Below are 12638 nucleotides of genomic sequence, written 5' to 3' on the forward strand. Positions count from 1 at the left end.
AAGTCCGCAACCTAACTCAAAAAAAAATCCCATGCAGTAACATCCTGCATGAGATTATCTTCTTTATCTTCCGATTGTTATAGCTAACGTCACAGCTATTTAACAATAGTTTTAAAAATTCTAACTAATTCTGGGTCAAACTGTGAACCCGAACAACGCTCCAGTTCACTTATGGCAGCGCTGTGAGGCAGAGCATCCCGATAAGGCCGATCATTAGTTATTGCATCATATGCATCAACAATGGCCAATATTCTGCAGGCTATTGGAATGTCCTCTCCTTGTATTCCTAATGGATATCCCTTTCCATTCCACCACTCATGATGCTTTAAAATCCAATCGGCAATTGGTGATAACTCGGCTGAGGATTGGGCTATCCGATAGCCAATTTCGGAATGACGCTTCATTATTTCAAATTCTTCTTCAGAAAGTCGTCCTGGTTTAAACAGAATATGATCAGGTATACCTACTTTACCAATATCATGGAATCTTCCTAAAAGCCTCAGATCTGGAAGTTTGCTTTCTGAAACCCCAACAGCCACTGCTAATTCAACAACTAAATCTTGCAATCGGTCTGCATGACCGTCAGTAACAAAGTCCCTAACTTCCATCGCCTTAGCTAGTGTGTGTACAAGCGCGCTGCGAGTACTGTAGCTGCTGTGTAGTTTTTCCCGATACATATTATCATCTGCCGCTTTATACACTTCACGAATATCCTGATGAGGATATGCTCTCAATCCAAGCCCAATCGAAATACTGATGGGTATATCAGTATTCTTATCCCTAAATTGTTTTACCTTATTGCGTAATTCCTGACAAAGCCGCTCCATATCCTGGGCTTGTCTGTTAAAAACTAAAACTGCAAATTCATCGCCGCCGACACGAGCAACTATATCGTCTTTATTAAAGAAATTCTTAATTAAAGTGGCAGCATTCATAAGCAGCTCATCACCAGCATGGTGCCCTAATGTATCATTTATTAATTTTAGACCATCTATATCACAGGCAATAATACTGACCGGCAACTGATAATTTCTATTCAGTTTATCCATCTCATCTTCAAAATAGGTTCTATTATATAATCCGGTAACTTTGTCATATAACCCTAGGTATTTAAGCTTTTGATTAGTTTCAACTTGCCTGGTAATATCCCGCACAATTGCGATCGCCTCGTTTGTGCCGCAAACTTTTATTCTTGCCTCATGCCACTGGGGCCTTCCATTTATTACAACGTCATATTCAAATTGATTTGTCGTATTGGTGAGAAACGATTGGTGCAAATATTCCATATAACTGTTTGCTAATAATGTTGGAAGGAACTTATCCAACTGCAAACCAATTTTATCGTTGATATCAAACGGCAAATCAAAATCACTGCCTTTTTTAAACTCTAACAACGTACCTTGGCGGTCTAAACGCACAATTAGATCTGGCAGAGCATCGATCAGCGCCTGACTGCGGCTTTGGCTTTTATGCAGTGCATCGTTCAAATGAGCGTTGTTAAGAGCTATAGAGGCTAACTCGCTAAAACTCATAAGTGTCCGTCTTTCTTCATCATCTACGACATGCTTATCTATATAATTCATACTAAAAACGCCGATGACTTGACCTCCTACTTTTATCGGCAAGCCAACCCCGCTTTGTAATCCTTCATATATAGGTTCGCGCAAACGACTATTCCATTCAGGGTAATTATCAATAACTACCATATCTTCGCTGTCCCAAACGGCACCAATTATTCCTTCGCCGCGATTAACACTATTCTTTACTGATTCAATCGGAAACCCTTTAACCACTTTAGGCCTCATTACCAAAGCCTTTTCATCAAGTAAGTAAATATAACCAAAATCCGCTCCGGTTATAGCCATCATTTTTTTTACAACTATATCTAACAGTTCATCCACATTTCGCTCTTGCATTAATATTAATGCTGCTCTATGAAGCGCAGAAAGGCATTCATTCCGCCGGTTAATAACAGAATCCTGGCTTAATAGCTCATCAAATTGATGTCGCAATTCTTCCTCTGCTGCATATAATTCCTCATATGTGGCTGCTAATTCTTCATTCTGTTTGTGCAAATCTTCTTGGATTGCTTCAACCCTCCGTGCATTAGTACTAAGAAGCTTATATAGTACGAAAGTGGTTACTAATATAAACAGCCAGCCTTTAAGAACCTCAAGCTTACCACGCAAGACATAATCTGATACCATATACCCGGCTATAAAGTCAGATATCAAAATCCATCCTACTCCTGTTATCGCATAAATAAATGAAATCCTTATTGCGCTTACCTTATTAGTCATTAGCATCACCTCGCAGCACGAAAGGCTTTTATTTTAAATTTTTCGACAAATAACCAGATTTATCCTTCTTGCTAATATTGATTTAGCAATTATATCCTAGCAACAAGCAAAAGCAGCTGCCTTTGAGCAGCTGCTTTTGCTTGTTGCTAGGATATAAGTACAGTTAGAAAGTTCCAGTACATGTATCATCATCACAGAAGCAGAACAATAAAATAATGATGATGATTATAATCCATACCCAGCTATCACGACCGCCATGGCAACCAAAACCCATAAGAATTCCTCCTTATTGTTAAACACTTTATTGTTAGAACTTTGATATATCCTATGTAATAGGTATATATCTTGCTACTATCACTAAATTAATTTAATAAGATTATTTACGTAATTTTCTTACTATTTTTGCCATATATATCATATGATTTACTAGGACAAAGCAGGGAGGTAAGAATATGTTAAAACCTGAAGCCACGAGCAATGAGCCTATAGAGGTGAAGAATCCCTTTAAAGGAAGCTTACAGTATCTTGCTCTTTGTTTATGCAGTCTTACCGCCTGGCTTTGTATACTATTTTTGATCCGCCCGCGCTGAAATGTTTCCTAATGATACATATCGATACCATCACATATATACAATAAAAACACCACAAAAATCAGTGGTGTTTTATTGTGCTAATATATGTAGCTTGTTAGCAATCAGTTGAACAATCGTTTTGACAACAGAAGAATAGTAAAATAATGATGATTATGATTATAATCCCACTATTGTTATTTCCAAAACCGCCAAAAGCCATATATATAACCTCCTTTTTATAGGTAGACACTTAGCTGTCAGCCCTACACCATACTATGAGGAATACTATTACTTTGCTACAGTCCATTTTTTTCATTTTCGACTATTATATGGAAACATTTTTGATAAACTTGCATTATAGGTGTATAATTTTAAATAAAGGAGGGATTTCGTGGATATTGCTGCTTTATCAATCATTAATTCCCAAACGGAAGTACAGAATACCGCTAGTGTCTTGATTCTAAAAAAAGCTATGGAAACAGCCGAGACTAATAATATAAGTCTAATTAATGATTTACTTCCACCATCTCCAACGTTAGGTGCCAAAGTTGATATAAAGGTGTAGATTTTTTTGCCGTACGGAAAACCGTACGGCCTTTATTTTTAAAGAAAATACCGCTTGCGCCGAGCCTTAGCGACAGTGCAAGTCGATGTTGCACTTATCCTGCTTTTAAGAAAGTTATGCTTCCTGTTAGGAGAGCAAATATTAATAATAAAACTTCTAATGCTATATCACCCTTTGCACAGTACTAGAATATTATGTTAGCAAGGATGGTGATATAATTTGGATTTACAGGAAGACCGTAAAAACAAAAAAGGTTATCAGCCAGTAGTACCAGAAAGGGACAGCCGAAACCATAATCACACCTTTATGGCTATGGCCGATGTCTCTAATAGACATCAGCACTTAATCGTCGGAACTACAAGCCCAGCAATGTACTCTAACCGTACCCATGTTCACCGAATATATGTTAGAACATCTTTTGATCCTAAAGAAACCGAGGGCCACTGGCACATGGTCGAAGAAACAACTGGTCCTGCCATTGAAGTTCCCGGCGGCGAACACACTCACTATTTCCGCGGTGAAACAAGCTACGACCTGGGTCATAGACACTGCTTTGATAATATTACTGCCTCAGCTCCCGACAGTGACTATGACGATTGTGACAATCACCACCACGATGATGATGACTGTTAAGTAAAAAGCTGAGACTCTTAGGTATGTCCTAAGAGTCTCAGCTTTTGTTTCTATAGCTAAAGATTATATTTAATTTAATTAGGAAAGAAAAAGAGCCTAAGCTCTATTATTTCCATTCGTACTCTAAAGTAATTAGCAAGCCATTACTATCTGGGCGAATGCTATAATATGAGGAATAAGAAAGGAGTTTTTGAAAAGACCTGAATTGCTTAGGCGATTCTCCTATAATTTCAGGTATTTTTAGGGTTACAAGGGCTTTATTATTAAAGTTTTCAACAACAGAAACGTTATTCGAAACAAGTTTGATTGCCGCTAGTATGCGTATAAAGGCCGCTCGCTTCATAGATCCTGGCCCCCTTCCTTTTTAACTATTATATCATAGATAATCTACGTTAATCTACTTGAAAGATATACAACCTTTTAATCGTACTATATTTATGCCTTATAGTTAACTAGTACTAAACCAATTACGCTCAGTACTAACCCGGCTATATTGACTAGACTCAAGCTTTCTTTAAAAAATAATATACCAATAGGAATAAGCAGTAACGTCACTGACAGATTTGAGACTATTCCTGCTAAGCTAATCTGCCACCCGAGACGATAAGCCAATAGAAAACCAACTTCCAGGCCAACGACGGCAAACCCTAAAGCATAGCTTGCCCAATTTAAAGATTTAAAGTTATCAATCAAAGAAATCTGATTTGGATAAAATGGGTAGATTAGTAAAGTTGCAATCGCAGCTGTTACGTAAGTTACTGAAAGCGAAATTATTGGGTTTACAGTATTAGGTGTCATCTTTAAGAAAATATGATAGAGAACATTTGATACTATGGTTAACACTATGGTCAAATAATAAAACATTAGTTTCCCCCTATTATATGTGCCTATTCTACAAACTAAATAATACCAATTATACTCTCAGCTCTTGTTTACTGCAATGAAAGCCTTATGACTAGATGACTAGGTGTTACTTTAGAGATATCTATATCCAAAAAATAAATCCCGAAGATAGTCTTCAAGATTTACTGTTTAAATACATTGCTATTTTCTAAATTAGGTAGGCTTGCTTCCACAGACAGTTTTAGCTAATTTGGGGCATTAGTTTTTTTCTGCATCTTTCTAATTGCAGCAACTTCAAGATCAATAATCCAACCAATAAGCGCTGATGGTATAAATAGCTTTCGCCAACCTAAAATTTCGCTGATTTTATGAACTGCGATACTCCGTTTTTCAATGTTTTCCATGCTATCAGCAAATTTATCAAGCTCTAATATAATATTTCTAATGTTTTCTTTTAAACTGCTTTCTGGTAGCTTACTAAATAAAACGAACAAAATCATCGCTAAAGCATTAGCCGCTATTATTAAACCGCCAATCCAAGCAATAATTTGCAAGTCACTTGGTATTAACACATACTTTCCCTCCTCTGCTTTTCACCCTCAATTTATGTTATGCTCGCTGTTAACATTTTGTTATTAACTTAACAAAGACTTTGACATAATAGCACAAACTCAGGCAATAACAGAGTAGTTTAAGTTCCTTATAATTATTTATTTAAAATGTTTAGAATTAATTTATATAGGACATACTATCAGCGTAAGAACTTTTCTCCTCTCCCATTCCCGCATTTTGCGGGGCTTTTTTTTGTAATTAGCTCGGTAGTTTATTTGCGCATATCGAATAGGTTAGAGAAATAAAGATAATACTTTAATTGGACTCTTAAGAGTTACTATACCCTGAAAGTTGGGTGGTCTGGTGTTTAAACCAATAGTATCGTTATTTTCATTTATATTATGGCTTATCGAGAAGAGGCACTGGATTATATCACTTTCGATAGTAGCAGTAGTGGTAATAATGCCGCAGGAAAGCCGCCGTGTTATCCCCCCGGTCATTATAAAACTCTTGTACAAGTTTATTGACGACTATATCTAGTTCCACTAGATACCCCGATTGTTTGTGATAATGCTAAAAACTACTTTACTTTGTCAAAATAATATAAAACTCTTTAGTTTCCATATAATCACAATAGCTTAATACTATACATAAGATATCTTAAGGTAGCTATTTTCCGGAGGTACTAAAGAATGTTTGATATTATTTTACTGTCCATACTCACAGTCGCGACAATTATCGGAATTCCGCTTTCTTTTGCATTTTTAACTTTCCTGTGTATGTAACTTGCTATGTACCAGACTAAACCTTTATAAGAAAGATCATACTATAACTGAGGTGATGAGTATGACCTACCGATATGATAGTTCATATTTAAAGTTTAATGGCAACCGTATTAAAGGGGAAAGATTAAGCTCTGTAGGGGAATATATTAATTATGTAATATCCCAGGACGAAGAAAAGTCTCACCTACATGATCAGCTAACAGTAAGTCAGTCGCAAAATGTCTATAATTCCCCATCAATGAAATAAACCTGCTGCTAATGTATATCTCTTCATATATTAGGGCATATTAATATTGCATAATACCTTCTCTTCCCTCTTTTAAAACCTCGCTTTTCTGCGAGGATTTTTCTTTTTAATATTCTTGCTGGAATTACAGTAAATAAGTTGATAGCTCAATCTGCTGTGTAACCCTTTTTTACATTTAATGCATATATTTATATCAATAAATCTTACCCGAGGGATTAAGTACATGAATTGTGATAATATTAATAAACTAATAATCTTTGTAATAACGCTTACCATAGTTACTGATTTACTAGCACTTTTTGCTGAATTTTTTAGTCAAAGATGTGAACGAAAAGCAGAAAAAGAACAGCAAAGGAAAGAAAAGAAACTTAACGATGAAATTGAAAATTTACGAAATCGAATAGTTGTACTAGAGAAAAAAATCGGTACACAATGAAGACATTTACCATATAACTTGAAATGAACTCTCTCAACAATTAAATTCATTATGCGAGCCCCTAAGCAGAGTTAAGAATCCATGCTTAGGGGCTCGCATTATTTTTACATGCCTATACCTGCTGCGCAATCAGTTATTCCTCTAGATATTGCTCTTGAAAACTCGTCAAGCTTTTCTGAATCTGATAATAATTTTTCATCATCTGGATTGGATATAAATGCCGTCTCGACCAACGCCGCCGGGCAATCTGTCTCGCGTAAAACATGGAAATTCGCAGTTTTAACCCCACGATCAACAGTCCCCAAATTCTTTACTATTTGTGCTTGAATACACTTTGCCAACCTTTCGCCAACACCGCCTAAACTATAGCAAAATGTTTCTGTGCCCGAGGCTGATGTATTTGCTGCGGCATTACAGTGGATTGAAACAAATAAATCCGCTTCAAATATATTCGAAGCGTCAGTTATATCGTAAAGTTCATTTTTTTGAACTTCTAGAACATCATAGCCAACTACACGTAAGTAGTAAGCTACTTTTTTCATAAGTTCTCTGACTACAACGGCTTCCTGCAGACCAGTTGCACCCATCGCACCTGGATCAATACCTGGATAATGTCCTCCGTTTATAGTTATTTTCATAAAATCACCTCCTAGTTTATGTTATTCATACATTCCCGTTTTGGCCTTAATTAAACTAAAAACACTTGCTTCGCCCGCCACAATTGTAAAGTGTTATTAGACAAAAATATCCGCAGATACTATCTAGGCGGCTATCGTTCTTTATGATCTAGAATACAAAGGATGAATTAGTTGTCTGCCTGCAAGACCACGGACTGCAAAAGTTATGAGTACAGAAAGAATCCTAGGAAAACATAATGCTATAAGAAAATAAACCTTAGCTAGCAGCTAAGGTTTATTTTCTTATAGCCCACCTATCCTTTAATTACTCCTAAAGGCGTAAGTCTAACAATCGGTTTAATTAAGTCCATTTCGCATTTAATTACCTCGTCGATATCTTTGTATGCTTGTGGGCACTCATCATACTTACCATTAAACCTACCATAAACAATCCCCTTCATCGCCTCTTGAGCCATCGATTCAGTAATAACTTGGTTTGCTTGCTTACGAGACATCTTCCTGCCCGCCCCATGAGAAGCAGAACAAAATGAGTCTTCATTCCCAAGGCCTTCAACAATATATGATGGTGTCCCCATGCTTCCCGGAATAATGCCACGATCACCCTTTTCCATACGAATTGCCCCTTTGCGATGAACCCAGATATTTTCATTAAAGTGCTCTTCCGCTGCAGCATAATTGTGATGAACGTTTATTTGATCTATCTTCGTATGTCCCGTTATTTGGGCAAAAATTCGAATCACTCTGTCCATCATTGCCACTCTATTGGTGTATGCAAACTTTAGACAGAATTGCATAGCTTCGATATAGTCTTGCCCCTCTTGAGTTTCTACGGGCAAAAAAGCTAGGTCCCACTCTTTAGGTATCTCAACCTTCCACTTCTTATTTAGCTCAATAGCTTTTCTATTAAAGTGTTCAGCTACTTTTTTGCCTAAGTTACGACTTCCTGAGTGAATCATCAACCAGATAAAACCGTCTTCCCCTTTCTGGATTTCAACAAAGTGATTTCCTCCGCCTAAAGTCCCGTGCTGGTACTTGGCAGACTGCAGCTCTTGTTTAATGATCTGAAGATGAACAGGCGCTCTATTAAATACGCTATCCTCTTGCTGTTTCTTATGGTGATTAAAACCTACAGGAACAACTTCGCGAACCTTACCAATTAATTCTTTAATTTCATCTATCGTTAATCCCTCAGCTGAAGTCTTGGCCGCAATCATACCACAACCGATATCTACGCCCACCGCGTTGGGTATGATGACTTCTTTTGTTGCTAATACTCCGCCTATTGGCATACCATACCCACTATGGCAATCAGGCATTAACGCAATATGGCGAAATGCAAAGGGCAAGTTAGCAAGATTATTAGCCTGCCTCAAACAGTCAGAATCAATATTATTTGTCCAGGACTTGATGGGAATTATATTCTCATTTTGCCAGATTTTCATATTACTGTCCCCTCCAAAGTACTTATCACTCATGCTAAAAGATTACATATTTATTTTAAGCCTTAGCTTAACTAGTTTAATTCACTAAGAGATTAACCTTATAGCATGTTTCATTTAAGATAAAATAGCGCATATAACATTATATATCTTTAAACTATATATTTAACATATATGGTAATATATTCTACAATGTGGTAAAATCCACATTGTTTAGTGCTTAAAACACTATTAGGGAGGTATCACATGCAAATACAATGTCCATGCTGCAAGAAAGAATTCTCATTATTCGAAAGCCAAGTTAAAAAGAAGGAATGTAAAATTCGCTGTATCGGCTGTGGTCATATTATGAAGATAACTCCCGGTAAAATGAAAGTTAATAATAGTACTAGATTTAATCGGCTATGATGATAACCGCTGAATGAACTTCTCCCTATCATCTAATTAATAGATTTTTTTACAAAAAGGAGCGGTCGAGATGACAACAAAAACAGAACTAAACCAACTAATCGAAAAGCTATCAGATAACCAACTAGAGCAAGCTAAAGAAGCTCTTACCCTGATACTCAACGGAAAATCTAGTTTGCCTGTGTGCGATTTAGGTACTGCTGAGGATATTGCAACCCTATTTAACACTGTTGTTTATGAGGATAAAGAGAAAAATTAATTCTAGATAATTACAGTATAAATATGTAGTTTTGGTTGCGATTATATTTTTGCTTCTGGAAATTTCATTATAGTATGAGAACGGATAATCCTTAAGCAACATCTATTAAAACGCTAAGTTTTCAATAGTATTAAGTTAACATTAAGGAGTGATAAGATGCTTCACCGAAAAAGTTTATGCAGAGCTTTACTTTTATCTATCATGATTCTAATGAGCTTAGCAATTACAATTGGCTATGCCGATAGCACTCGCCGAGTTGCAATAATTCCACCTATCGACTATGCAAAGTATGGAGAGCCTGAGCTAAATAAACTTGTATTAACAGAACTAAAAGAAAACTTCATCAACCAACAATACAACGTTGCGCTTGATACTCAAGTAGAAAAAGCCGTTAACGAAGCAACTCAAGGTAAAGCCTTGAAATCCTTACCTAAAAAAGAACTTCTCAAAGAAATATCCTATAATCTTTCATCAGACCTTGTAGTAGCCGTGGAGTTTACCCGTCTTAGCAGTATAATTATCCCTACCATGTATTCTTCTAATGAAATGAGGCAAGTGTCTATAACTGCAGCTATTTATCACGCAAAAACGGATACATATAAAACATTCAACTATACTCGCAATGAGACTTCCGAAAGCGATGGTTATAGGGGTATTAAACGACTAACCATGGAATGTATTGATCAGTTATTAAGAAAAACAAACAAATATTTAACGAGCCTCTCCTTACATTAAACTTGATTTTATTTGATCCCTGCAACCAGCTGAATTTGCTATCGAGAACCTTAGACATTAAATAGACTATAACGTATAAAGCCGACAGAGGATATTACTCCCCTGTCGGCTTTCGCATTATAACTTGAATTTATTTATTATTGTTTGCAGTTCCTCTGCTAATTTAGCTAGTGCTTGGCTTGAAGATGCAATTTCTTGGACTGATGCAGATTGTTCTTCTGTAGCTGCAGATATATTTTGAGTTTGACCTGTAGTATGTTTACTCAAATCAGAAACAACTTTAGTAGATTGAACTATTTCCCGACTTCCGCTAGCCATCTGTTGGATTGCATATGATATATCTTTTATCTGATCAGTAACTTCTACAATATTAGCGTTTATCTGCGAGAAGCCTTCACCAGCTACATTTACAGCCCTACTACCATTTTTGACTTCTTCAGTTCCGGCTTTCATTGCTGTTATAGCTTTTTCAGTCTCAGTCTGAATGCCAGCAATAAGGGTAGATATCTGCTTGGATGCCTCCTGTGATTGCTCGGCTAACTTTCTCACTTCTTCAGCTACAACAGCAAAACCGCGCCCTTGTTCACCAGCTCTTGCAGCTTCGATCGCGGCGTTAAGTGCAAGTAAGTTAGTCTGTCCGGCGATAGCTGAGATTGTATCTACTATCTCCCCAATTTCTTCTGACTTAGATCCAAGGTCTTCAATTATATCAGATGAAACAGCTATCACTGTTTCTATCTGATTCATTTGCCTAACCGCGTCAGTAACAGCTTTTTGACCACTAATTGCCGCTTCATTTGTCTTTTGAGCGGTTGCCGTAACAACACCTGTGTCTGCAGCTATTTGCTCAATACTTGCTGACATTTGCTCGACCGAGGCAGAACTTTGTTCTAAAGCAGACAATTGTTGAGCCGATGCTTCAGCTACTTCTGTAACCGTAATCGCAATATGGTTACACGCCTGAGCAGACTGCTCAGCACTAGCAGTAAGCTCTTCGGATGATGCGGCTACTAACTCTGACGAATTAATAACTTGTGTAATTAAGCCCCTTAATTTTATAACTGTTTCATTTAACATTTGTGATAATTGCCCTAGTTCATCTTTTGAATCAATGTTTAATTTCTCAATACCAAGGTTACCTTCCGATATTTGCTTAAGGTTAGATACAACACTACTGAGTGGATTGGTAATTTTTTTACTGATAATAAAACCAAGGCTTATCGTTAAAACCAAAGCAATTATAATTGTAATAGATAAAATTAGTACCGCTTTACCAAAATCCTTTTCATTTTGTTGAGCTGCAACATCTGCCTGCTTTTCGGCGATGTGTGCTAAATCAACTAGGTAATTCTGAAACTCGTCGGCATGGGGTTTTACGCTGCTATTATAAAAGTTATACGCTTCTTGACCTCTTTTTTGGCTAGCCAAATTTAGGACTTCTTTTCTTGTATCTCGATAGTGTGACAAAGAATTCTTAGTTTTCGCTAAGAGCGCTTTCTCCTGGTCATCTAGATTTGTCATTTCGTACGCTTTAATGTTTTCATTAAAAAGATTCGCGCGTTTCTGTATATCTTCTAATATTCTTTGGCTTTCACTTGTGTCCGTAATAAGCATCAATTTATAAATATCCGCTTCAATAGCTCTTGCTTGGGCACGACAGTCTTCTAGCAGTTTGACCGACTGAAGTTCGTGATTATACATTACATCAAGACTCTGCTTTGAATACGACAGATAACGATATCCAGTAAAACCGGTGATTACAAGAAAGACAGCTGAAATCAAAATTAGTAAGCCAATTTTTCTTGAAACATTTAGATTATTCAGCAAATTCATAAAATACCCCCATAAATTTAGCTACGATACTTAAAACACTTAAATAATATCGATTGTCTCTGGATATCCTTTATTATATAGTTCGCTTTCATGGGTATATTTCCCTCTATTGTAGTAAAAAATAAATACATTATATTGAGTTTTACATAGATAACTAAGTAAGCAATAAAAGTAAAACTTAATTACAAGCTACTATATTTTTATATAACTATATATTGTCAAATTAGAAAAAACGGAGATTCACTTTTTAAAGTGCCTCCGTTTTTAGTTCATTTAGACAGCCTTATTTTTCTTCTCGGACTCGACTTTAGCTCTGCTCTTACTTTGTCTCAAATCATCAGCATCACAGTTGTTCTGAAATGCTACTTGAGCCCAACTTTATCTTTAACAGAT

General features: G+C 36.5%; 14 protein-coding genes. 7 read left to right on the plus strand and 7 right to left on the minus strand.

Annotated features, from left to right (window positions below):
- Positions 1–95 precede the first annotated feature (95 nt).
- Positions 96–2300 carry a diguanylate cyclase domain-containing protein gene (locus V6C17_RS06840; protein ID WP_333521803.1) on the minus strand — a complete coding sequence of 735 codons (2205 nt, stop codon included), beginning with the start codon at positions 2298–2300 and terminating at the stop codon, positions 96–98.
- A 963-nt stretch (positions 2301–3263) separates the two neighbouring features.
- On the opposite strand from V6C17_RS06840, the gene V6C17_RS06845 reads away from it, so the two are divergent.
- Together V6C17_RS06845 and V6C17_RS06850 are read left to right on the plus strand one after the other, a co-directional pair.
- Positions 3264–3437, plus strand: coding sequence for a YjfB family protein (locus tag V6C17_RS06845; RefSeq protein ID WP_333521804.1), 174 nt, complete (start codon positions 3264–3266; stop codon positions 3435–3437).
- A gap of 219 nt (positions 3438–3656) precedes the next feature.
- Positions 3657–4070 (plus strand): YmaF family protein, encoded by a 414-nt coding sequence (locus V6C17_RS06850; protein ID WP_333521805.1) that lies wholly within the window; start codon positions 3657–3659, stop codon positions 4068–4070.
- Positions 4071–4176: 106 nt separating this feature from the next.
- On the opposite strand, the gene V6C17_RS06855 is transcribed toward V6C17_RS06850, so the two are convergent.
- From V6C17_RS06855 to V6C17_RS06865, 3 genes are all read right to left on the minus strand, one after another.
- A complete protein-coding gene (locus tag V6C17_RS06855; protein WP_333521806.1) occupies positions 4177–4413 on the minus strand; it encodes a hypothetical protein in 237 nt (78 codons plus the stop codon).
- Positions 4414–4505: 92 nt separating this feature from the next.
- On the minus strand, positions 4506–4934 hold the full coding sequence (locus V6C17_RS06860) for an EamA family transporter (RefSeq protein ID WP_333521807.1): 429 nt from the start codon (positions 4932–4934) through the stop codon (positions 4506–4508).
- Positions 4935–5158: 224 nt separating this feature from the next.
- Positions 5159–5485, minus strand: a complete 327-nt coding sequence (locus V6C17_RS06865; RefSeq protein ID WP_333521808.1) for a hypothetical protein — start codon at positions 5483–5485, stop codon at positions 5159–5161.
- Positions 5486–5828: 343 nt separating this feature from the next.
- Here V6C17_RS06865 and V6C17_RS06870 point away from each other — a divergent pair, with 343 nt between their 5' ends.
- Both V6C17_RS06870 and V6C17_RS06875 read left to right on the plus strand, forming a co-directional pair.
- Positions 5829–6005, plus strand: a complete 177-nt coding sequence (locus tag V6C17_RS06870; protein WP_333521809.1) for a hypothetical protein — start codon at positions 5829–5831, stop codon at positions 6003–6005.
- A 715-nt stretch (positions 6006–6720) separates the two neighbouring features.
- Positions 6721–6933: a hypothetical protein gene (locus tag V6C17_RS06875; RefSeq protein WP_333521810.1), complete on the plus strand. Its 213-nt coding sequence runs from the start codon at positions 6721–6723 to the stop codon at positions 6931–6933.
- Positions 6934–7037: 104 nt separating this feature from the next.
- On the opposite strand, the gene V6C17_RS06880 is transcribed toward V6C17_RS06875, so the two are convergent.
- Together V6C17_RS06880 and V6C17_RS06885 are read right to left on the minus strand one after the other, a co-directional pair.
- Positions 7038–7571, minus strand: coding sequence for an N-acetylmuramoyl-L-alanine amidase family protein (locus V6C17_RS06880; RefSeq protein ID WP_333521811.1), 534 nt, complete (start codon positions 7569–7571; stop codon positions 7038–7040).
- A gap of 293 nt (positions 7572–7864) precedes the next feature.
- Positions 7865–9013, minus strand: a complete 1149-nt coding sequence (locus V6C17_RS06885; RefSeq protein ID WP_333521812.1) for an RtcB family protein — start codon at positions 9011–9013, stop codon at positions 7865–7867.
- Positions 9014–9256: 243 nt separating this feature from the next.
- On the opposite strand from V6C17_RS06885, the gene V6C17_RS06890 reads away from it, so the two are divergent.
- The 3 genes from V6C17_RS06890 (at position 9257) to V6C17_RS06900 (ending at position 10412) form a co-directional block, all read left to right on the plus strand.
- On the plus strand, positions 9257–9418 hold the full coding sequence (locus V6C17_RS06890) for a zinc-ribbon domain-containing protein (protein ID WP_333521813.1): 162 nt from the start codon (positions 9257–9259) through the stop codon (positions 9416–9418).
- Between the two features lie 70 nt (positions 9419–9488).
- Positions 9489–9677, plus strand: coding sequence for a hypothetical protein (locus tag V6C17_RS06895; RefSeq protein ID WP_333521814.1), 189 nt, complete (start codon positions 9489–9491; stop codon positions 9675–9677).
- Positions 9678–9833: 156 nt separating this feature from the next.
- Positions 9834–10412 (plus strand): hypothetical protein, encoded by a 579-nt coding sequence (locus V6C17_RS06900; protein ID WP_333521815.1) that lies wholly within the window; start codon positions 9834–9836, stop codon positions 10410–10412.
- Between the two features lie 117 nt (positions 10413–10529).
- Here V6C17_RS06900 and V6C17_RS06905 read toward each other — a convergent pair whose 3' ends face one another.
- A complete protein-coding gene (locus V6C17_RS06905; protein ID WP_333521816.1) occupies positions 10530–12245 on the minus strand; it encodes a methyl-accepting chemotaxis protein in 1716 nt (571 codons plus the stop codon).
- Positions 12246–12638: the final 393 nt, after the last annotated feature.

Origin of the sequence: Dendrosporobacter sp. 1207_IL3150, assembly GCF_036763085.1 — a bacterium.
Taxonomy (GTDB): Bacteria; Bacillota; Negativicutes; order DSM-1736; family Dendrosporobacteraceae; genus JBAIYU01.